Here is a 20,586-nt window from a genome sequence, read left to right on the forward strand (position 1 = left end):
CGGTGGGGTCGGGGAGGGCGGTCCGCGGGTCAGGACAAGGTCGGCATCCCCTCGCTCTCCATCGCCGCGAAGACGGCCTCCTGCTCGGCCTCGTAGGCGGCCCAGGTGGCGGCGTCCCAGATCTCGAAGCGGGTGTCGACGCCGACGACCACGACGTCGCGGTCCAGGCCGGCGTACTCCCGCAGGGTGGCCGGGATGGTGATCCGGCCGGCCTTGTCGGCCTCGACCTCGACCATCGAGCCGAAGCTCATCCGGGCGTGCATCCGGGCGGCGTTGGTGTCCGCGGGCGCCATCTGCTTGAGGGCGGCGCTCTGCTCGGCGACCCTGGCCATCGTGAGGCCGTAGACGCAGCGCTCCTGGCCCTTCTTGATCACCATGCCGCCGGCCACCAGCTCGCGGTAACGGACAGGGAGGGCGAGCCGGCCCTTCTCGTCGAGCCGCAGGGGGTAGCTGCCGACGAACACCGGATCACCCCCAACATCTGTCCTCCTGTGGTCGAGCCGGGCACCATCCGTGGTCCCTGCCTCCCCATTGCGCGCCACACTAGCCCACTGGTCCCCACCGGACACCACTTCTTGCCGTGTCGCCCCCATGCCCCCACCGGCCCCCACCGGCCGGTCGCCCGCCGGCCCGGTGGCCGGTGCCGCGCCGGCCGCCCCGGCGGCCCCTGGCAGGGGCCGGCGCTGCGCTGACCAGTCACGTCCGTCCGAAACCCACGTACCGTGGGCCTGGTGACGGAGAGCACGGCCGCGCTGGACGCCGCAGGGACCACCGCCCCACCGACCTCCGGCACCCGGGTGGCCGGCCCCGTCGACGGCACGGAGGTCGACGTCGCCGCCGAGGGCGCCCGGCTCGCCGCCGCGATCAGCCGCGTGGTGGAGGGCAAGCCCGACGTCGTCCGGCTGGCGCTGGCCGTCCTGCTCGCCGAGGGCCACCTGTTGATCGAGGACGTGCCGGGCGTCGGCAAGACCACGCTGGCCAAGGCGCTGGCCCGGTCGATCGACGGCACGGTGCGGCGCATCCAGTTCACGCCGGACCTGCTGCCCAGCGACGTCACCGGGGTGGCGGTCTACGACCAGGAGTCCCGGGCCTTCGAGTTCAAGCCCGGCGCGATCTTCGCCAACATCGTCGTCGCCGACGAGATCAACCGCGCCTCGCCGAAGACGCAGTCCGCCCTGCTGGAGTGCATGGAGGAGCGGCAGGTCACCGTCGACGGCGTGACCTACGAGCTGGCCCGGCCGTTCATGGTCGTCGCCACCCAGAACCCGCTGGAGATGGAGGGCACCTACCCCCTCCCGGAGGCCCAGCGGGACCGCTTCACCGCCCGGGTGTCGATGGGCTACCCCGACCGGGACGCCGAGCTGGCGATGCTCGACGAGCGCGCCACCGCCGACCCCCTCACCGACCTGACGCCGGTCCTCGACGCCGCCTCCATCCGCGGGCTGGTGGCGGCGGTGGGCCGGCTGCACGTCGCCGAGCCCCTGCGCCGCTACGTGGTCTCCCTGGTCGAGGCCACCCGCCGCTCCCCCGACCTGCGGCTGGGCGCCTCACCGCGGGCCGGGCTGCAGCTGCTCCGCGCCGCCCGGGCCACCGCGGCGCTGGCCGGCCGCGACCACGTGCTGCCCGACGACGTGCAGGCGATGGCCGTGCCGGTGCTGGCCCACCGGCTGCTGCTGACCCCCGACGCCGCCCTCGCCCGGCGGGACGCCCAGCGGGTGGTCACCGACCTGCTCGCCACCGTCCCGGTCCACCGCGGCCGCTGAGCCCGGAACCGCAGCTTCGATGGCACGCACCCGCCTCGGCGACGCCGTCTCCACCCTCACCCTGCGCGGGCGCTGCCTGGTCGCCGCCGGTCTGACGCTGGGCCTGCTCGGCGCCCTGCTCGGCGAACGGGCCCTCGTCCAGCTCGCGGTCTTCGTGCTGGCACTACCGGTGGTGTCCGCGGTGGGGGTGGCCCGCCAGCGGTTCCGGATCGCCACCCGGCGCACCCTGTCGGTCCCCCGGCTCCCCCGCGGCGGGGACGCCGACGTGCTGCTGGAGGTGGCCAACACCGACCGGCGCGCGGGCGGCCTCTGGCTGCTCACCGAGCAACTGCCCGCCGAGCTGGGCATCCGGCCGCACTTCGTGGTCGAGCGGCTGGCCAGCGGGGCCACCGCCCCGTTGCGCTACCGGCTGCACGGGAGCCGCCGCGGCCGCTTCCCGCTCGGCCCGGTCCGGCTGCGGCTGGTCGACCCGTTCGGGCTGGTGCTGCGCACCGCCGCGGGCAGCGACACCTCCACCCTGCTCGTCACCCCCCGGGTGCAGCCGCTGCAGGGCAGCGGCGCCCTCGCCGGCGCCGGCGGAACCGGCGGCGAGGGCTCCCGCCGGTCGATCGCGGTGCACGGCGAGGACGACGTCAGCACCCGCGAGTACCGCTACGGCGACGACCTCCGGATGGTCCACTGGCGGGCCACCGCGCGCACCGGCGAGCTGATGGTCCGGCTCGAGGAACGCCCGTGGCGCGCCGCGGCGAGCCTGCTCGTGGACACCCGGCTCTCCGCCCACCTCGTCGGCGGCACCGTCCGCGGCCCGGCCGGCGACCCCGCCGCCCCGACCGACACCCTGGAGTGGGTCGTGGAGGCCGCGGCCAGCATCGGGGTCCACCTGCTCCGCGGCGGCGCAGGGCTGCGCGTGCTGACCGACAGCGGCGAGCTCACCCCCGCGCTCGGTCGCGGCCCGCTGGGGCCCGAGGAGCTGCTCGAGCGGCTCGCCGAGGTCAGCGGCTCCCGGGCCACCGGGCTGCAGGCCGGGCTGGAGTCCCTGCGCCGCGCCGACGTGGAAGGACCTGCCATCTGCCTGCTCGGCCTGGTCGGCCCGGACGACGTGCACGCCCTGGCCCGCCTCCGCTCCGGCCCCGGCACCGACGTCGCCGTCCTGGTCGATGCCGCGGCGTGGCTGGACGCCGGGGCGTCCCGGAGCCGCCGACCGCTGGCCCCGGCCGCCCGCACCGAGGTGGTCACCCGCCAGCAGCAGGCGATCGCCCTGCTGCGGTCGGCCGGCTGGCAGGTGGCCGCGGTCCGCCCGGACCAGGGCATCGGCGAGGTGTGGAACCGGCTGGGCGGGCCGGACGGCCGCGGTCCGGTCGGCAGCCACCTCGCGGCACCGGCCGGGCAGGTGCCGGCATGAGCGCTCTCCCCGACGAGCTGCCCCGCGCTCCCCGCGACCACGCCGGCACCGCCCTCGCGGCCGGCGCCGGCGTCCTGCTCGGCTCGCTCGCCCTCGACCCGGTGTTCGCCGCGCGGAACTGGGTCCCGCCGGTGGTGCTGGTCGTCGCGGCGGTCACCCTCGGCGGGATCGCACTGCGCGCCGGCTTCAGCCGGCTGCTGGACCAGCGGGGCCCGGGGTCGGGCCTGCTCGGCGCGCTCGGCCGCGTCGCCGTCCCGCTGGGCCAGCTGCTGCTGGTGCTCGTCGTGCTCGGCCGGGTCTTCGCCCCCGACCACCTGCTGCTGGGGCTGCTACCGACCCCCGGCAGCATCGCCGACCTGGCCGGGGTGCTCGCCGACGGTGTGGACGAGATCGCCGAGCAGGCGACCCCGGCCCTGCCGCTGGACGGCCTGGTCGCGCTGACCACGCTGTTCGTCGCACTGGTCGCGCTGGCCGCCGACCTGCTGGCGGTCCCGGCGCGGCAGCCGGCGCTGGGCGGCCTGGGGCTGCTCGTCCTGTACTGCGTCCCGGTCAGCACGGTGACCGGCAGCGTCGCCTTCCTCTCCTTCGCCGGCCCGGCCTGCGGGTTCGCCGTCCTGCTGTGGGCCGACCAGCGCGGCCGGCTGGTGGACAGCGCGCGCGGCGGCAGCGGCTCCCCGCTGGGCACCGCGACGCTGCCCGCCCTGCGCGTCGGGGTGATCGCCCTGGTGGCCGGCGTGGTGCTGCCGGTGTTCGTCCCGACCCTGGCCGAGGGCTCGCTGGCGAGCGGGATCGGCGGGTCGGGCACCGGCAACGGGCTCGGCTCCTCGCTGGACCCGGTCGCCGAGATGGCCGGCCAGCTCAACCGGCCCGAGCCGATGGACCTGCTGCAGGTGGACGCCTCCGTCGAGGACCTGGGTTACCTGCGGGCGGTCTCCCTGGACGAGTACGGCGACAACGGCTGGCACATGTCCAACCTGGACGGCGAGGAGTCGATCGCCGACGACCCGACGCTCGCCCCGCTGCCCGGGGACGAGCCCCGCCGGGAGGTGCGTGCCCAGGTCACCGTCCTCGGCCACGACGACCAGTTCCTGCCGGTGGCCTACGCCCCGCAGCGGGTCGAGGTGGCCGGCGGCGACGACAGGTCCTGGCGGTTCGACCAGGCGGGCACGACGATCTACGGCCGCGACGTCACCACCGGTGGTGCGACGTACGAGTTCTCCGCGGAGGAGCCCGAGCCGACGGTGGCGGACCTGGAGGCCGCGCCCGAGCTGGCCGCCGACGACCCCATGCTCCGGTACGTCGAGCTGCCGACGGTCGCCCCCAGCGTCACCGACCTCGCCGCCGACCTCACCGCGGACGCCGGCACGCCCTACGACCGGGTGCGCGCCGTGCTGTCCCACTTCACCGACCCGGCCAACCGGTTCGTCTACAGCCTGTCCACCACACCGGGCACCACCGGCGACGACCTGGTCGACTTCCTGCGCCTCAAGCGCGGCTACTGCGAGCAGTACGCCGGGGCGATGGCGGTGCTGGTGCGGGCCGCCGGGGTCCCGGCCCGGGTCGTGCTGGGCTACACCCCCGGGCAGGTGCAGTCCGACGGCAGCCGGCTGGTGACCACGGACGACGCGCACGCCTGGGTGGAGGCGTGGTTCGCCGGGGTGGGCTGGATCCCCTTCGACCCCACCCCGATCGCCGCCGACCGGGCGGTGACGCTGCCGTGGGCGCCGCGCACGGTGATCCCCGCCGACACCACCGCCGAGCCGACCGCCCCGAACGCCGGCGTGCCGGTGCCCGCCGGCCCGACCGCGACCATCGACCGGGACGACCAGTACGTGCCCATCGACGTCGAGGCGCTCCAGGACGAGCGCTCGCTGGCCCCTTGGTACGCCGGCGCCGGCGGGGCCGTCGTCCTGCTCGGGCTGCTGGCCGCGCCCGGCGTCCTGCGCCGGCGGGCCCGGCGCCGGCGGCTGGCCGACGGGAGCGCCGGGGCGCTGTGGGAGGAGCTGCTGGCCAGCACCGCCGACCTCGGCGTCGACGTGCCGGTCACCGGCACCACGCGCCAGGTCGCCCGGGAGCTGGCCGAGTGGCTGTCCGGCACCGAGCCGGCGGCGGTCCCGGCGGTGCGGGTCCTCGCCCTGGCCCAGGAGCGGGCGGTCTACGGGCCGCCGGCGAGCGCCGGGGCAGACCCCGGGTCGGCGACGGCGCTGCGCACCGTGCGGCGGGCGCTGCTGCGGCGGGCGTCCCGCGGTCAGCGGCTGCGGGCGGCCCTGTGGCCGGCCTCGACGCTGGCCGAGGTGACCGGTTGGCTGACGGCGCACACCCCCCGGCGGCTCCGCGCCGCCTGACGAAGGACCCCGCTGCCCCCACCACTCGCGAGCTCGCGGCGGGACCCTTGCAGCGGGGCTGCTCCAGCACGTCACCACGCTCGGCGCGGGCTCCTGGAGGGTGGCCGTTCCAGCTCCTCACCAACGACAGCAGCCGCCGTCCTCGGGGACGGCGGCTGCTGGTGCGTGCGGGGGCTACTGGTCGTAGCGGCGGCGGAAGCGCTCCTCCAGCCGGTTCTTCAGCGGCTGGCGGCGGGCCTTGGGGCCCTTGCCGCCCACGGCGGTGCTTCCCCCGGCCGGGCCGGGAGCCGCACCGGGGGAGACGGCGCCGGTCGCGTTCTTGTAGCTGAGGATGCCCAGGACGGCGCCGGCGAACATGACCAGGAAGCCCAGCACGCCCAGCGGCCAGAACTCCAGTGCCCCGACGACCAGGACGACCAGGCCCACGAGGACCAGGCCGATGCCGATCTGGAGCTTGCGTCGGGCCTTCTGACGGCGGTCGCCGGTGCGTACCGTCGAAGCGAACTTCGGGTCGTCGTCGACGAGGGCACGCTCGATCTGCTCCAGCAGACGCTGCTCGTGCTCGGAGAGCGGCACGTCGACCTCCAGGTGCGCAGTGCAACAAGCCACCGGCGGCAATCCGCCCGCGGTGACACCGAGGATACGAGCCGATTGCGGGCGGCGAAAGGCGAGTCGTCGCCGACACACCCGTCGGGGCTGCCGCCCGCCCCGCAGCGGTGCCCGCCGCGGGCAGGACGGCGGCTCAGCGCCCCCGCTCCGGCGGGGGACGACGGCGGCTCGGGCCCGACCCGGGCACCTGCGTCCGGGTGATCAGCGTGGCCGGCCGGACCGCACCCGCGCCGAACCGGCGGGCCGCCCGGTCGGCGGCCAGCTCGGCGTCCCGCCGGCCGTGCTCCCGCGCGCCCAGCTCGAGCTGCCGGGCGGTCGCGTCGGCCTCCACCAGCCCCTCGGCCCGGACGCCGACCAGCCGGATCCGCGCCCGGTCCAGCCCCAGGGCGTCGAACAGCGACCGGGCGGTGTCGTAGAGCTCCTGACCGACGTCGGTGGGGACCTTGAGGGTGCGCGAGCGGGTGATCGTGGTGAAGTCGGCGAAGCGCACCTTGAGGCTGACCGTGCGGGTGAGGTGGCCGGTCGAGCGCAGCCGCCCCGCCGTCCGCTCGGCCAGGTGCAGCAGTTCCCGGTGGATCACCGCCGGGTCGTCGACGTCGGTGCCGAACGTCTCCTCCGCCCCGGTCGAGCGGTCGGGTTCGTCGGGCACCACCCGGCGCGGGTCGCGCCCCCACGCCAGCTCGTGCAGGTGCGCGCCGGCGGCGTGGCCGACGGCACGCTGCAGGGTGCGCGCCGGGACGTGCGCCAGGTCGCCCACGGTGCGCAGCCCCAACCGCAGCAGCACCTCCTCGGTCTTGGCCCCGACACCCCACAGGGCGCCGACCGGCAGGGGGTGCAGGAAGTCCATGACCTCGGCCGGCCGGATGACCAGCAGGCCGTCGGGCTTGGACCGGGTGGAGGCCAGCTTGGCGACGAACTTGCTGCCGGCCACCCCGACCGAGCAGGTGATGCCCTGCTCGTCGAAGACCCGGCCGCGGATGTACTCGCCGATCGCGACCGGGTCCCCCAGCCGCCGTCCGGCGCCGGAGACGTCGAGGAACGCCTCGTCCAGGCTGAGCGGCTCGACCAGCGGGGTGATCGAGCGGAACAGCGCCATGACCGAGCGCGAGACCTCGGCGTAGAGCGCCAGGTCACCCGGGAGCACGGTGGCCGTCGGGCACAACCGCAGGGCGCGGGAGGTCGGCATGGCGCTGTGCACCCCGTACCGGCGGGCCTCGTAGGTGGCCGAGGTGACGACCCCGCGGTTGCCCATCCCGCCGACGATCACCGGGGTGCCGGCCAGCTCGGGGTGCCGGCGGACCTCCACGCTGGCGAAGAAGGCGTCCATGTCGACGTGCAGCACCGTGCAACCGGTGGCGCGATCGGACATCTGACACCCCTACCCCTTGTGGTCGAACACCTGTTCGAGAGGTTAGCCGATCATGCGGTGCCGAAACGTCCCGGCAGGCGCGCCGGTTCGAGCCGCAGACCACGTCGTGACCACGTGGTCCCGGTGTCGGGCGGTGCACGACCGGATCGAGCCCCCCGGAGCAGGTGTGCGGGGACGATCTTCGCGGTAGAACTGCCCCAGGTGGTCTCCGTCCGGTGGCCACGACGACGACGATCGGAGGAGCCATGGCGCTCGACGACGACGACATGACCAGCACGGAGGGCACGGCCGACGGCGGTGCCGAGGGCACCCCGGGTCAGCACGACGGCGGCGCGGACGGCGGTGCCGATGGCGGCGCGGACGGCGGCGCGGACGGCGGCGCGGACGGCGGCGCGGACGGCGGCGCGGACGGCGGCGCGGACGGCGGCGCGGACGGCGGCGCGGACGGCGGCGCGGACGGCGGCGCGGACGGCGGCGCGGACGGCGGCGCGGACGGCGGCGCGGACGGCGGCGCGGACGGCGGCGCCGATGGCGGTGCCGATGGTGGCGCCGACAGCGGGGCCGAGGGCCCGGCCGACTCGGGTGCCGGCGGCGGGACCTCCGGCCAGCACGACGGCGGCGCGGACGGCTCGGCCTGAGCGTGCCTGACCCGGAACGGCAGGACCGGGCGTCGTCCTCCATCCCGGAGGGCGGCGCCCGCCCCGCGTTGCGTCGCTGCATCCGCGTCGACCCCGAGGTCTTCGCCGCCGAGCACTGGGCCCGCCGACCGCTGCTGTCCACCGCCGGGCAGCTCGGCGGCACCTTCACCGACCTGCTGACCCTCGACGCGGTCGACGAGCTGCTGAGCACCCGTGGGCTGCGCACGCCGTTCCTGCGCATCGCCAAGGACGGCGCGGTCGTCGACACCAAACGGTTCACCAGCTCCCAGGGGGCGGGCGCCGAGGTCGCCGACCAGGTCTCGTCGGACTCGGTGCTGCGGCTGTTCGCCGAGGGCAGCACCGTGGTGCTGCAGGGGCTGCACCGGCTGTGGCCGCCGCTGATCCAGTTCGCCGGCCAGCTCGCCGCCGACCTCGGGCACCCCACCCAGGTCAACGCCTACGTCACCCCGCCGTCCTCGCGCGGGTTCTCCCCGCACTACGACGTGCACGACGTCTTCGTGCTGCAGGTCGCCGGGGAGAAGCACTGGACGATCCACTCCCCGGTGCTCGCCGACCCGCTGCGCACCCACCCGTGGTCCGACCGGGCCGCGGACGTGGCCGCCGCCGCCGAGCGCCCGCCGGTGATCGACACCGTGCTGCGCCCCGGTGACGCCCTCTACCTGCCGCGCGGCTACATCCACTCCGCGGTCGCGCTCGGCGAGATCAGCGCCCACCTCACCATCGGGGTGCACTCGGTGACCCGGTGGGGCGCGGTCGAGTCCGCGCTGGACCTGGTCCGCACCCTGGCCGCCGACGACCCGGCGCTGCGCGGCTCGCTGCCGCTCGGGGTGGACCTCGCCGACCCCGCCGCCACCGCCGAGGACGTCGCCGCGGTGCTCACCGGACTGCACCGCTGGCTGGACCAGGTCGACCCGGCCGCCGTCGCCGACCAGCTGCGGGCCCGGGCCTGGTCGCAGGTGCGCCCGGCCCCGGTGTCGCCGCTGGCCCAGTCCAGCGCCCTCGCCGCCCTGCACGCCGGCACGGTGCTGCAGGTGCGTCCGCTGCTGCGGGCGCAGCTGCGGGAGCCGGTCGGGGACCGGGTGGCGCTGGTCGCCGGCCGCCGCACGCACGACCTCCCGGCCGACACGCACCCGGCGCTCGCCGCCCTCCTCGCCGCCGGCGAGCTGAAGGTCGGCGACCTGCCCGGACTGGACGCCGCCGACCAGCTCACCCTGGCCCGCCGGCTGGTGACCGAGTCGATCGCGGTCGTCCCGGACGCCCGTCCGGGCGGCGCCGGGCACGATGGAGACCGTGGCGGCCATCCCGGACGGTGAGCGGGCGGGCCGGTCCGGCTCGACCGGACCCGAGTCCTGCCGCGACGAGCAGACGCCCGCGCCCCGCTCGGCCCCCGCCGGCCGGCTGGACCCCGCGCGCTGCTCGGTCCAGGCACTGCTGCGCGGCGACTCCCCGGTGGCGACCGCGCCACCGGCCCGGCGCTGGCTGCTGGTCGAGCAGCCGGGGCCGTGGGGCCGGGACGCGCTGCTGGAGTCCCGGTTCGACCGGCGGGTGGCATCCCGGCTGGCCGCCCGCGCCCGCGAGCTGGGCCTGCGCATCCAGCTGGTCCGCCGCGCCGGGGACCGGTTGTCCGACTCCGGTCGACGCTGGGCGGTCGCGGACACCACACCGGGGGTGGAGACGGTCTGGTGGTCCACCCGCGAGTCCGACGCCGACCTGCTGCAGCTCCCCTGGGACGGGTCGGTCGGCACGCCGTCGCAGGCGCCGACCTACCTGGTGTGCACGCACGGTGCGCACGACGTCTGCTGCGCCGTCCGCGGCCGCCCGCTCGCCCGCGCTCTCCCGGCCGACGGCCCGGCCGACGTCTGGGAGACCAGCCACCTCGGTGGTTGCCGGTTCGCCACGAACGTCGTCGTCCTGCCGTGGGGGCTCGCCTACGGGCAGGTGCCGGAGGACGGCGGCGGGCTGGTCGCCGCCTCCGCCGCCGGCCAGGTGGTGCTGCCGTTGCTGCGCGGCCGGTCCGGGCTGGTGCCCGCGGCCCAGGCGGCGCAGCACGCCGCCCGCCAGGAGCTCGGGCTGCTCGGCGTCGCCGACCTGCCGGTGCGGCGGGTCCGGGCACTGCCTGCGCCGGCGCCGGGCGTGGACCGCTTCGACGTCGTCCTCACCGGACCGGACGGGGACGTCGTGGTCACCGTGGAGAGCCGGCTGTCCGAGTCCGCGGAGCGGTTGACCTGCTCGGCCACGCTGCCGGGTCACTGGCGGAGCTGGCACCCGCTGGCGCTGCGGGTCATCACCCCGGTCTGAGCCTCAGTCCAGCGCGCGGCCGCGGGCGGCGAGCAGCGGGACGGCGAGCTCGGCCGAGGTGAGCGAGCCGTGGAAGGCCGCCAGCAGCGAGGTGTGCGGCTCGGTCGCCATGTCGGTGAACGCCCAGCTGCTGCGGGCCAGCGCGACCACGTCGCCGATCCGCATCGCCAGCTGCTCCTGGACGTCCCCGAAGACCCCGCTGGCGATCGCCTCCGCCCGGCTGACCACCCAGGCGCGGTGCCCGAGCACCGACCGCCAGGTGGCGAGGACGTCGTCGGCCGCACCGGGGGCGGTGTGCACGTACCGGGCACGGGGCTCGCCGGTGAGCAGCCGCACGCCGTCGGTCAGGCCGGGCTCCTCCCCCACGTCCAGCCGGGTGCCGGCCGGCACGTCGACCATGCCGTGGTCGGCGGTGACCAGCAGGACGGCGTCGTCGGGCAGCCCGGCGGCGAGCTGCTCGACCATCCGGTCGACGACCCCGAGCTGGTGCCGCCAGCTGGCGGAGTCGACCCCGCGGACGTGACCGGTGAGGTCGAGCTCGGCGGTGTACCCGTAGACCAGGCTGCGGTCGCCGGCGGCCAGCGCGGCGTGCACGACCGCCACCAGGTCGCCGGGGCTGTAGGCGTTGGCGTAGTCGGCGCCGCGGTAGGCGGCCCGGGTCAGCCCGGAGCGGGCGAAGGCGTGCGGGCCGACCGCGGTGCAGGTGACGCCGTGCGCAGTGGCCTGCTCGAAGACCGTCTGCTGGGCCTGCCACTGCAGCGGGTCGGGGTCCTCGCCCCAGTGGACGTGGTTGAGGGTGCGGCCCTCGCCGGGCACCTCGGTGACGAAGCCGAGCACGCCGTGCCCGCCCGGCGGGAGCCCGGTGCCCAGCGTGGTGAGGCTGACCGGGGTGGTGCTCGGGCACGGCGCCGACAGCACCCCGGCCGGGGTGCCGAGCGCGTTGAGCACCGGCGCCTCGTCACGGTGTGCGGCCAGCAGCTCGGCGCCGAGCCCGTCGACCAGCAGGACGGCGACCCGGCGCGCGCCGCCGAGGGCGGGCGTCAGGTCCAGCGGGTCGGCCGGCAGGTCGCCGCGGCGGACCGGCACACCGAGCGCGGTGGCGACGCTGGGCAGCACGTCGGCGAGGGTGTTCGCCCCGTAGGCGGGGACCGCGAAGTCGTCGGGCGGGACCGTCACGGGCGGGTGGCCAGCACGTGCAGCCCGGTCGCGACGTCGCGGTAGGGCGACGTGGTCGCCAGCGTGAGCTCCAGGGCGCGCAGCGCGTCGGCGTCGGCACCGGTGGAGGCGCCGAGCAGGTCGGTGACGACGGAGACCCCGCGCCACTCCCCCGGCTCCAGGCCGGCGCCGGCGAGCAGGGTCAGCAGCTCCTCGGGGCTGAACCGGCGGCGGGCCGGTCCGCCGCGGGCCGGAGCCGGGTCCTGCCCGGTGAGCAGGGCGCGCGCCTCGACCGGATGGCCGCCGACGGCACGACCCAGCACGGCGCCGGCCCGGTTCGCCGAGGCGGTGGAGAGCCGGCCGCCGGGGCGCAGGACCCCGGCGATCTGCGCCAGCGTGCTGGCCGGGTCGTCGACGACCTCGAGGACGAAGTGGCAGAGCACCAGGTCGAACAGGTCTGCTGACGGCAGCGCGGTGAGCATCCGGTCGCCGTCGCCCTGGACGCCGCGGACCCGCTCGGCGACCCCCGCGGTCGCGGCCCGGCGGTGCAGGGTGGCCAGCGCGTCGGCGCTGGGGTCGACCACGGTGACCCGGTGGCCCAGCTCGGCCAGCGGGACGGCGAACATCCCGCTGCCGCCACCGACGTCGAGCACCTGCAGGGCGGCGCCGGTGGTGACGACGGGGTCGAGCGCGGCCCAGATCGCCGCCGTCCGGGCAGGGGGCTGCGCGAGGGCGGAGTCGGTCACGGGCACCTGCCGGAGCCTAGTGGCGCTCTCGCCGGGTCGCCGTCCACCGGGTGGGATCGAGGACGCCGTGGTCGTCGTGACGCTCGACCTCGCGCGGTTGCCGGTGCGTAGCTGCCGCGCCGCCGCCGCGTCCGGCGTGGGGTCCACCGTTGTGCGTCCCCGGGCCGGTGAGGAGCATCGCCGACGAGCGGGGGCCGTCCGGAAGGAGCACCCCATGCCTCGGTTCCTGGTCATCGGTGAGTACTCGGCGGAGGGAGCTCGGGGCCTCATGGCCGCGGGCGGGTCGGCCCGCAAGGCGGCGGTGGAGAAGATGGTCGCCGGCCTCGGCGGTCGGCTCGAGACGTTCGACTTCGCCTTCGGCGGCGATGACGTCTACGTGACCGTCGACATGCCGGACAGCGAGTCCGCAGCGGCCGTGGCGCTCACCGTGAGCGGCTCCGGCGCGGTGCGCGCGCGCACGGTCGTCCTGCTGACGCCCGACCAGATCGACCGCGCTGCCCAGGTCCGGCCGGACTACACCGCGCCCGGCCAGACCGGCTGAGCGTCCCCCGCACGATGGGGGCGGTGGACACCCACGGCCCGGCCCCGCCACGGTGGCCCGCCGCGAGCTCGCGAGTGGCGGGCGCGGCGGGCCCTCCATCAGTGGCCGGAGCTGCCGGGGCTGGAGTGCCACAGCTTCCGCGGCGGCCCGGACGCCGCGCGGCGGGCAGCCGTCGCGGCGTCCTCCCCGGCCGGCTTGATGTCGGCGTAGGGCGACATCCGGAACCCGGTCGGGTGCACCAGCACCGGCCGCACCACCACCGGTCGCGGCCCGTGCGAGGCCGCCGCCCCGGCGATCGCCTGGTCGGTGTAGCCGCTCGGGGCCGCCATCAGCTCGGCCACCGCGTCCAGCCCGCCGGTCTCCCACGCCTCGTGCAGCGCCGGCAGCTCCCACGCCCCGGTGGCCCGCATCGACACCCCCCGCGGCCCGGTCCGGCGCATCACCCCGCGGACGACCAGCAGCCAGGAGTGGAACACCGTCGCCGCGTAGGGCCCCTGCACGTCCTCGAAGAAGGTCGAGTCCGCGCACCCGGTGCCGTCGTCCAGGGTCACGAACACCACCCTCCGGCCGGACCGGATCGGCGGGGTCTGGGTGGCCACCTTCACCCCGCCGACCAGCACCTCGGCCCCGCTGCGGCAGCCCAGCAGCTCACCCGCCGGCACCGCGCCCAGTGCGGCCAGGAACGGCCGGTAGAACTCCACGACGTGCCGGCTGGCGTCCAGCCCGAGCACCTCCAGCTCGGCCCGCACCCGCTCGGCGTCGGTGAACTCCGGCAGCCCGGAGCTGACGAACTCCGGCATCCCGCCGTCGGCACCGGGGACGTCGAACAGCCCTGGCTCCTCGTCGGGACCCGTGCCGGCACCGAACAGCTCCAGCCCGAGCTGCCCGGTGCTGCTCGCCCGGGCGCCGCTGCGGCTCCAGCGGTCCAGCTCGCCGATCTGCAGCAGCAGGTCGCGGCGGGTCAGCTGCTCCCGCCGGCGGGTCGGGCGGCCGGCCTCGCTGTCCCGCACCCCGAAGCCGTAGACGGAGTCGAAGCCGCCGGCGAGCACCAGCCGCTCCGCCACCGGCTGGGACACCCCCGCCCGGTTCCAGAAGTCCGCGAGCGAGCGGTAGGGCTGGCCGGCGACGATCCGGGCGACCTCGTCGTCGGTGATGCCCTTGACGTCTGCCAGCGACAGCCGGATGCCGTACCGGGCCGGATCGGGCATCGACGCCGGCATCCAGTCCGGCCGGGGCCGGGAGCCGCCGTCCTCGACCGCGCCCTCCTCGGGAGCCCGCTCCCCGGCCGCCACCTGTTCCACCCGGTAGCTGCCGGCCGAGGCGTTCACGTCCAGGCCCAGCACCCGCACGCCGAAGTTGCGGGCGTCGTCGAGGATCAGCCGCTTGGGGTACATGCCCGGGTCGTGGGTGAGCACCCCGGCCAGGAAGGCCGCGGTGTGGTGGGTCTTGAGCCAGGCCGACTGGTAGGTGGGCAGCGCGAACGCCGCGGCGTGGGCCTTGCAGAACCCGAAGGAGCCGAAGGCGACCAGCACCTCCCACACCTCCTCCACCACCTCGACGGCGAAGCCCTCCTCCAGCGCCCGGGGGGCGAACCAGGCCCGCACCTCGGGGTGCGCGTCCTTCTCCCCCAGCGCCCGGCGCACCTCGTCGGCCTCGGCCAGCGAGCAGCCGGTCATCGCCGACACGATCATCAGCACCTGCTCGTGGAAGACCACCACCCCGGCGGTCTGCTCCAGCGCCGGGGTGAGCGCCGGGTGCAGGTACACCGGGTCGCGCCAGCCGTTCCGGGCCATCAGGAACGGGGTGACCATGTCGCTCTTGACCGGGCCGGGCCGGAACAGCGAGATGTCGACGATGAGGTCCTCGAAGGTCTGCGGACCGAACTTGCCGACCAGCTCGCGCTGCCCCGGGGACTCGATCTGGAACATGCCCAGCGTCCGGGTGCTGCGGATCAGCTCGAAGGTGGCCGGGTCGTCCCGGGGCACGGCGTCGATGTCCAGCTGCTCCCCGTCGACCCGGGCCACCTCGTCCATCGCGTGCGCGATCGCCGACTGCATGCGGATGCCCAGCAGGTCCAGCTTGAGCAGCCCGAGCTCCTCGACGTCGTCCTTGTCGAACTGGCTCATCGGGTAGCCCAGGTAGCTGTTCTCCACCGGGGTGCGGTCCAGCAGCGTCGCGTCGGACAGCAGCACCCCGCACGGGTGCAGGGCGATGTGCCGGGGCAGGCCGTCTAGCCGGGCGACCAGGTCGAACACCAGGTCGAGATCCCCACTACCACCGGTTCGTCTCGAGCCCATCCGGCTGGCCCGCAGCTCCGGCAGGTCACGCAGCGCGGCGTGCACCTGGTTGGCCCGGATGTGCGGGAACGCCTTGGCCACCGCGTCGACCTCGGCGGGCGGGAGCCCCAGCGCCGCCCCGACGTCGCGGATCGCGTGCCGCACCCGGTAGGTGTCCATCATCGAGATGCAGCTGACCCGGTGCGCACCGAAGCGCGCGATCACCGCGTCGTAGACCTCCATCCGCCGGGCGGACTCCACGTCGATGTCGATGTCGGGCAGCTGGTGGCGCAGCGGGGAGAGGAAGCGCTCCATCAGCAGGCCGTAGCGCATCGGGTCGACGTCGGAGATGCCCAGCAGGTAGGTGACCAGGCTGCCGGCACCCGACCCGCGGGCCGCCGCCCGCACCCGCAGCTCCTTGATCAGCGCGACCACGTCGGCGACGGTGAGGAAGTAGGAGGGGTACCCGAGCTCGTCGATCACCGCCAGCTCGTCCTCCAGCCGCTCCCGCACCGCGGCCGACGGCGTCATCGCCCGCCGGCCGAAGCCCGCCTCGCAGCGCGCCCGCAGCACCCCCGAGGGACCCAGCCCGCGCTCGGCCGCGGTGGTGACCACGTCCAGCTCGGGGTAGCGGACGGTGCCGATGCCCAGGTCCGCGCGCACGTCGACCGCGCACTGCTCGGCGATGCCGGCGGTGGTGGCCAGCAGCCGCCGGGCGGCGTCCCGGTCGGGGCCGGCCAGCTCCTCGGCGAGGTCGGCCATCTCCTTGCCCGACTTCAGGTACCCCTCGGCGGTGCGCCGGTCGACGTGCCGCTGCCCCAGCGGCACCAGCCGGCGGCTGGCGTCCAGCACGTCGGCGGTGGGCGCGTCGAGGGCGTCGACGTAGCGGACCGCGTTGGTGAGCACCGCCGGCACCCCGGTCTCGGCGGCGAACCGCAGCAGCGCCTGGGCCCGGGACCGGTCGCCCTGGCCGCGGTGGTGCACCACCTCGAGGGCGAGCTGCCTCCGGCCGAACACCTCCTGCCAGGCTGCCAGCCGGGCACGCGCCAGGTCGGCGTGCCCCTCCGCCAGCGCCCGGCCCACCGAGGACCCCGGCCCCAGCAGGGCCAGCAGCCCGGTCGAGTGCGCGGCGGCCAGCGGCAGCGAGCTGACCGGCTCCCCGCGGGTGCCACCCAGGTGGGTGGCGCTGGTCAGCCGGCACAGCGACGCCCAGCCGGCGCCGTCCTTGGCGAGGAAGGTGACCCGCGGCAGCCGCGGGTCGACGCTGGCGCCACCGCGGGCCGGCGCCCGGCGCCCGACCGGGTGCCGCGCCCGGTGCAGGTCGGCGGCCCGGACCCGGCCCGGCTCGCCACCGGCCACCGGGTCGACGGCGAGGTCGACCCCGAACAGCGGCCGGATCCCGACCGTCCGGCAGGCGACGGCGAACTTCACCGCCCCGTACAGGCCGTCCCGGTCGGTCAGCGCCAGGGCGCCCATGCCGTGCTCGGCGGCCCGGGCGACGAGGTCGGCCGGGTGGTTGGCGCCATGCCGCATCGAGTACCCGGACGCGACGTGCAGGTGGACGAAGGGGTCGCTCACGAGTCCGACTCGCTGGCGCTCGCCGGTCGCGTTCGCGCCGCTGCTCTGCCCATGCGTGAGCTCGCGAGCTCACTCACGAGTCCGACTCGCTGGCGCTCGCCGGTCGCGTTCGCGCCGCTGCTCTGCCCATGCGTGAGCTCGCGAGCTCGCTCACCGACCCGAGCGCCCGGCCGGACGGCGGGGACGTGAGTCCATCGACCGGAGGCGGGCCGGGGACTGCGGTGGCACCGCCCGGCTGATCGACGTCTCGACGACGCCGAGGAACGTGGTGACGTCGCGGACCAGGTCGTCGGCCTCCCGCTCGGTGACCGCGGAGGAGAGCCCGGCCTCGGCCGCGGCACGCTTGGCCGCACCGGCGGCGAAGAACGCCGCCCACTCGCCCAGCTCCGGTGCGACCTGGCCGATGAGCACCCAGGCGCTGCGCGGCCGGCGCCGCCCCGGCTCGGGCTGGGTGCGGGCAGCGAGCACCGCAGCCGCACCGCGGAGCGCGGCCAGGTGAGCGGTGGCGTAGCGCCAGCCGGCGTCGGGGCAGGTGGCGGCCTCGGCCAGCCCGCGGTGCGCCTGACCCAGCAGCTGGGCGGCGACGGCCGGGAGCGGCGGGGGCAACGGGAGCTGACCCTCGGCGGGCCGGTCGTCGTAGGACATGACGCGTGCGGCGCCCATCAGTCGTGCGCCCGGACGAGCAGCCACTGGTTGGCCGTCGGCTCCCAGGACAGGTCGAACACCCCGGCGAAGCTCATCCGGGACCGCCCGGCGCGAACCGCCTCGACCCGCCAGACCTGCCGGGTGGCGACCAGCTCCGCCGACGCCCCGCCGGCGGGGTCGGCCTGCCACCACGGCGCGGTCTCCACCCAGGAGTCGAGCAGCTCCCCCACGACGTAGCGCGTCTGGCCCCGCCAGAACTGGGCCGGCCCCGACGACCCCTGCTCGACCTGCACCTCTTCACCGACGCGGCCTCCGGCCCCGACGAGCACCCGGCTCATGACAGACTCCCGCACTCTCAGCCCCCACCGGTGGCACCGCCGCCCGACCCGGCGGGGAAGCACCCGCGCACCGGGGTGCACGGGTAGCCCGGGTCGGTGGACAGCACCACCGGTGTTCGAACAGGTGTTCGAACACCGAGAAGTAGACCGGACCGCGCCGGGGGCGTCAAGCCGGCACGAGTGCGTCCGGGCACGTGTCGTTGCAGCCACTGCACCGACCGCGCCGGCCGGTAACTGCCTTGCCTGCCGACCGTCCCCCGCGGTCGACTGGTACCGCCTGCCGACCGTCGGGCACGTCCACCACCAGGAGGAACACCGTGCCGGCCCTGCCGCGGGCGCTGAGCCCACTCCGGCACCCCGGGTACCGGTGGCTGGCCGCCGCCCTCGTCCTGTCCCTCACCTCCACCGGGCTCTACCTGCTGGCCGTGGTGTGGCAGGTGATCGAGCTCGGTGGTGGCCCGGCGGCGCTGTCCCTGGTCAACACCGGCATGGCCGTGGGCATGCTGCTCACCACGCTGCTCGGTGGCGCGCTGGCCGACCGGGTGCCCCAGCGGCCCATCCTGATCACCGTCGCCCTCATCGAGCTCGCCGCGACGTCGTCGGTCGCCGGGCTCTCGCTGTCCGGGTTGCTGCAGGTGTGGCACCTGGCGGTCGCGTCGCTGCTCGTCGGGCTGGCCCAGGGGCTCTACTACCCGGCGTACTCGGCGCTGGTCCCGGCGCTGCTGCCGGCCGACGACCTGCTCCCGGCCAACGGCCTGGAGGGCTTCCTCCGTCCGCTGCTGACCCAGGCCGGGGGTCCTGCGGTGGCCGGCGCCATCGTGGCGGCGACCTCGCCCGGCATGGCCCTGCTCGCCACCGCGGTGGCAGCCCTGGGCGCCGTCCTGGCCCTGCTCGGTCTGCCGCACACCCCGCTGCGGCGCGACCTCACCGCCGAGGCGTCGCAGGACCAGGCGGCCGGCGGGCGGGCCCGGCACCCCGTCGTCGCGGTCCTGGTCGACGTCCGGGCCGGTTTCGCCTACATGGTCGCGACCCCGTGGCTGCTGTCGACGCTGCTGTTCGCCTCGGTGCTCGTGCTGGTGGTGATCGGCCCCCTGGAGGTGCTCACCCCCTTCGCCGTCCGCGAGCAGACCGGCGGCGGCCCGGCCGAGCACTCCCTCGTGCTGGCCGCCTTCGGCGTCGCCGGTGCCGTGGGCTCGCTGGTCGTCGCCTCCCGCCGGCTGCCCCGCCGGTACCTGACCATCATGATCATGCTCTGGGGTGCCGGCTGCCTGCCGCTGGCGCTGTTCGGGGTGGCGACCCAGCTGTGGGTGATGGTCCTCGCCTCGGCCGTCGTCGGCGCCACCTTCCAGGGCGCCACGGTCATCTGGGGCACGCTGCTGCAGCGCCGGGTCCCGCCGGCCCTGCTCGGCCGCGTCTCGAGCCTGGACTTCTTCGTCTCGCTGGCCTTCATGCCGCTGTCCATGGCGCTGGCCGGCCCGGTGAGCGAGCAGATCGGCGTCGCCGCGACCTTCGCCCTCGCCGGGGGCGTGCCGCCCGTGCTGGCCGTGCTGGCGATCACCGCCGCCCGGCTGGGCGCCGACGAGATCGCCCACCCGCTGGACACCCCCGACGGCGACCTGCCCCCGGGCGCACGCGACGCCGTGGCGGACGCCCGGCCGCTGGACGCCGACCTGCGGTGAGCCCGCACACCGGTCGCCGTCCCGGGTGGCACGCCCGGCGGGGGACGGTGGGAGGATCGCCGCATGACCGCAGCGGAGACCCCGCAGCACCCCCGGGTCGCCGAGGTCGCGCAGCTGCTGCGCGCGGCCGGCGCCGCGGGCGAGGTGCGCGTGCTGCCCGACAGCGCCCGGACCGCCGCGGCGGCCGCAGCCGGGCTGGGGGTCGAGGTCGGCGCGATCGCCAACAGCCTGGTGTTCGACGTCGGCGGTGAGCCGCTGCTTGTCCTCACCAGCGGCGCGCACCGGGTCGACGAGGCCCTGGTGGCCGACCTGCTCGGCGTCCCGGCGATCACCCGGGCGACACCGGAGTTCGTCCGCCGGCACACCGGGCAGGCGATCGGCGGGGTCGCCCCGATCGGCCACCCCGCGCCGATCGGCACGCTCGTCGACGTCGAGCTCGCCCGGCACCGGCAGGTGTGGGCCGCCGCCGGGCACCCGCACACCGTCTTCCCGACCAGCTACGACGAGCTGCTGCGACTGACCGAGGGCACGCCCGCCGAGGTGGGCCTCGGCCCGGCCGAGCGCACCCAGCCCACCGCCGAGGCGGGAGCCCGATGACCGACACCACCCCCGCCACCCGCGTCACCGAGCTGCCCACCCGGTGGATGCGCGACCACCTGCACGAGGCGCTGGCCATCTACGGCGCGGCGATGGGCTACGGCGAGTCGGTGGTCGCCGGCCGCTACGGCTACGCCGTCCAGCACACCGAGCGCCCCGGCTTCCGGTCCGTCGGCGGCTTCGCCGAGACCCCGCAGGGCGAGCGGCTGGTCGGTTTCGGCTACGGCTACCTGGTCGCCCCGGGCCAGTGGTGGCACGACCAGGTCCGCAACGCGCTGGACCGGCGGACGGCCAAGCAGTGGCTGCCCGGCGCCTTCGAGGTCTGCGAGCTGCACGTCCACCCCGACCACCAGAGCCGCGGCCTGGGCCGTCAGCTGCTGCACGCCCTGCTGGCCGACCTGCCCCATCCCGCCGCGCTGCTGAGCACCCCGGACACCGACACGAAGGCCTTCCGGCTCTACCACGCCGACGGCTTCGTCGACCTGGCCCGCGGCTACCACTTCCCCGGTGACGCGCGGCCCTTCGCGATCCTGGGCGCCCGACTGCCGCTGGCCCCGCCGGCGCCGAGGGACTGATCCCGGTTCCC

18 protein-coding genes are annotated in these 20,586 nt (G+C 76.3%); 10 read left to right on the top strand and 8 right to left on the bottom strand.

All coding sequences use genetic code 11. The features are described 5' to 3' along the window. Positions 1-29 precede the first annotated feature (29 nt). The gene (gene mraZ, locus FHL79_RS00005; RefSeq protein ID WP_138756603.1) at positions 30-464 is read right to left on the bottom strand and encodes a division/cell wall cluster transcriptional repressor MraZ; all 435 of its coding nucleotides are present in this window, start codon (positions 462-464) and stop codon (positions 30-32) included. Between the two features lie 267 nt (positions 465-731). On the opposite strand from mraZ, the gene FHL79_RS00015 reads away from it, so the two are divergent. The 3 genes from FHL79_RS00015 to FHL79_RS00025 are packed head-to-tail and all read left to right on the top strand — an operon-like array spanning position 732 to position 5,510. After that, on the top strand, positions 732-1,763 hold the full coding sequence (locus tag FHL79_RS00015; RefSeq protein ID WP_218938267.1) for an AAA family ATPase: 1,032 nt from the start codon (positions 732-734) through the stop codon (positions 1,761-1,763). Positions 1,764-1,782: 19 nt separating this feature from the next. Next, positions 1,783-3,165 (top strand): DUF58 domain-containing protein, encoded by a 1,383-nt coding sequence (locus tag FHL79_RS00020; protein WP_138756605.1) that lies wholly within the window; start codon positions 1,783-1,785, stop codon positions 3,163-3,165. Beyond that, a complete protein-coding gene (locus tag FHL79_RS00025; protein ID WP_138756606.1) occupies positions 3,162-5,510 on the top strand; it encodes a transglutaminase TgpA family protein in 2,349 nt (782 codons plus the stop codon). Before FHL79_RS00020 ends, FHL79_RS00025 begins: the two co-directional genes overlap by 4 nt. A gap of 174 nt (positions 5,511-5,684) precedes the next feature. On the opposite strand, the gene FHL79_RS00030 is transcribed toward FHL79_RS00025, so the two are convergent. After that, positions 5,685-6,086 (bottom strand): SCO2097 family morphological protein, encoded by a 402-nt coding sequence (locus tag FHL79_RS00030; protein WP_138756607.1) that lies wholly within the window; start codon positions 6,084-6,086, stop codon positions 5,685-5,687. Positions 6,087-6,252: 166 nt separating this feature from the next. Continuing rightward, entirely contained in the window at positions 6,253-7,488 is a 1,236-nt protein-coding gene (gene dinB, locus FHL79_RS00035) for a DNA polymerase IV (protein WP_138756608.1), read from the bottom strand. 215 nt (positions 7,489-7,703) lie between these two features. On the opposite strand from dinB, the gene FHL79_RS00040 reads away from it, so the two are divergent. The 3 genes from FHL79_RS00040 to FHL79_RS00050 are packed head-to-tail and all read left to right on the top strand — an operon-like array spanning position 7,704 to position 10,445. Then, positions 7,704-8,126, top strand: a complete 423-nt coding sequence (locus tag FHL79_RS00040; protein ID WP_218938268.1) for a hypothetical protein — start codon at positions 7,704-7,706, stop codon at positions 8,124-8,126. A gap of 2 nt (positions 8,127-8,128) precedes the next feature. Continuing rightward, positions 8,129-9,460, top strand: a complete 1,332-nt coding sequence (locus FHL79_RS00045; RefSeq protein ID WP_138756610.1) for a cupin domain-containing protein — start codon at positions 8,129-8,131, stop codon at positions 9,458-9,460. Continuing rightward, complete coding sequence (locus FHL79_RS00050) at positions 9,429-10,445, top strand: ferredoxin family protein (RefSeq protein WP_138756611.1); 1,017 nt, start codon at positions 9,429-9,431, stop codon at positions 10,443-10,445. The genes FHL79_RS00045 and FHL79_RS00050 overlap by 32 nt, the downstream gene beginning before the upstream one ends. A 3-nt stretch (positions 10,446-10,448) precedes the next feature. Here FHL79_RS00050 and FHL79_RS00055 read toward each other — a convergent pair whose 3' ends face one another. Together FHL79_RS00055 and FHL79_RS00060 are read right to left on the bottom strand one after the other, a co-directional pair. Beyond that, positions 10,449-11,621, bottom strand: coding sequence for an alkaline phosphatase family protein (locus FHL79_RS00055; protein ID WP_138756612.1), 1,173 nt, complete (start codon positions 11,619-11,621; stop codon positions 10,449-10,451). Next, positions 11,618-12,352, bottom strand: coding sequence for a methyltransferase domain-containing protein (locus FHL79_RS00060; protein ID WP_138756613.1), 735 nt, complete (start codon positions 12,350-12,352; stop codon positions 11,618-11,620). Before FHL79_RS00060 ends, FHL79_RS00055 begins: the two co-directional genes overlap by 4 nt. 208 nt (positions 12,353-12,560) lie before the next feature. Between FHL79_RS00060 and FHL79_RS00065 the strand changes: the two genes are divergently transcribed. Further along, a complete protein-coding gene (locus FHL79_RS00065) occupies positions 12,561-12,887 on the top strand; it encodes a GYD domain-containing protein (protein WP_138756614.1) in 327 nt (108 codons plus the stop codon). A 98-nt stretch (positions 12,888-12,985) separates the two neighbouring features. Here the strand turns inward: FHL79_RS00065 and FHL79_RS00070 are convergent, their stop codons facing one another. The 3 genes from FHL79_RS00070 to FHL79_RS00080 form a co-directional block, all read right to left on the bottom strand. Then, positions 12,986-16,741, bottom strand: coding sequence for a DNA polymerase III subunit alpha (locus FHL79_RS00070; RefSeq protein ID WP_138756615.1), 3,756 nt, complete (start codon positions 16,739-16,741; stop codon positions 12,986-12,988). A gap of 150 nt (positions 16,742-16,891) precedes the next feature. Beyond that, the gene (locus tag FHL79_RS00075) at positions 16,892-17,404 is read right to left on the bottom strand and encodes an SAV_6107 family HEPN domain-containing protein (RefSeq protein ID WP_138756616.1); all 513 of its coding nucleotides are present in this window, start codon (positions 17,402-17,404) and stop codon (positions 16,892-16,894) included. Further along, entirely contained in the window at positions 17,404-17,724 is a 321-nt protein-coding gene (locus FHL79_RS00080; protein WP_138756617.1) for a DUF6504 family protein, read from the bottom strand. The genes FHL79_RS00075 and FHL79_RS00080 overlap by 1 nt, the downstream gene beginning before the upstream one ends. Before the next feature lie 317 nt (positions 17,725-18,041). Between FHL79_RS00080 and FHL79_RS00085 the strand changes: the two genes are divergently transcribed. The 3 genes from FHL79_RS00085 to FHL79_RS00095 all read left to right on the top strand — a co-directional run bounded on the left by FHL79_RS00085 (position 18,042) and on the right by FHL79_RS00095 (position 20,575). Further along, entirely contained in the window at positions 18,042-19,403 is a 1,362-nt protein-coding gene (locus FHL79_RS00085) for an MFS transporter (RefSeq protein ID WP_246080156.1), read from the top strand. 63 nt (positions 19,404-19,466) lie between these two features. After that, positions 19,467-20,000 carry a YbaK/EbsC family protein gene (locus FHL79_RS00090; protein ID WP_138756618.1) on the top strand — a complete coding sequence of 178 codons (534 nt, stop codon included), beginning with the start codon at positions 19,467-19,469 and terminating at the stop codon, positions 19,998-20,000. Further along, the gene (locus FHL79_RS00095) at positions 19,997-20,575 is read left to right on the top strand and encodes a GNAT family N-acetyltransferase (RefSeq protein WP_138756619.1); all 579 of its coding nucleotides are present in this window, start codon (positions 19,997-19,999) and stop codon (positions 20,573-20,575) included. The genes FHL79_RS00090 and FHL79_RS00095 overlap by 4 nt, the downstream gene beginning before the upstream one ends. Positions 20,576-20,586: the final 11 nt, after the last annotated feature.

It is taken from the genome of Modestobacter altitudinis (assembly GCF_005930475.1).
Classification (GTDB): domain Bacteria; phylum Actinomycetota; class Actinomycetes; order Mycobacteriales; family Geodermatophilaceae; genus Modestobacter; species Modestobacter altitudinis.

What these genes read in the sequence shown, in the direction of transcription:
- FHL79_RS00025 (WP_138756606.1), top strand. Translation starts at nt 3,162, where the DNA reads ATGAGCGCTCTCCCCGACGAGCTGCCCCGCGCTCCCCGCGACCACGCC.
- FHL79_RS00075 (WP_138756616.1), bottom strand. Translation starts at nt 17,404, where the DNA reads ATGGGCGCCGCACGCGTCATGTCCTACGACGACCGGCCCGCCGAGGGT.
- dinB (WP_138756608.1), bottom strand. Translation starts at nt 7,488, where the DNA reads ATGTCCGATCGCGCCACCGGTTGCACGGTGCTGCACGTCGACATGGAC.
- FHL79_RS00065 (WP_138756614.1), top strand. Translation starts at nt 12,561, where the DNA reads ATGCCTCGGTTCCTGGTCATCGGTGAGTACTCGGCGGAGGGAGCTCGG.
- FHL79_RS00050 (WP_138756611.1), top strand. Translation starts at nt 9,429, where the DNA reads ATGGAGACCGTGGCGGCCATCCCGGACGGTGAGCGGGCGGGCCGGTCC.
- FHL79_RS00020 (WP_138756605.1), top strand. Translation starts at nt 1,783, where the DNA reads ATGGCACGCACCCGCCTCGGCGACGCCGTCTCCACCCTCACCCTGCGC.
- FHL79_RS00080 (WP_138756617.1), bottom strand. Translation starts at nt 17,724, where the DNA reads ATGAGCCGGGTGCTCGTCGGGGCCGGAGGCCGCGTCGGTGAAGAGGTG.
- FHL79_RS00090 (WP_138756618.1), top strand. Translation starts at nt 19,467, where the DNA reads ATGACCGCAGCGGAGACCCCGCAGCACCCCCGGGTCGCCGAGGTCGCG.
- FHL79_RS00095 (WP_138756619.1), top strand. Translation starts at nt 19,997, where the DNA reads ATGACCGACACCACCCCCGCCACCCGCGTCACCGAGCTGCCCACCCGG.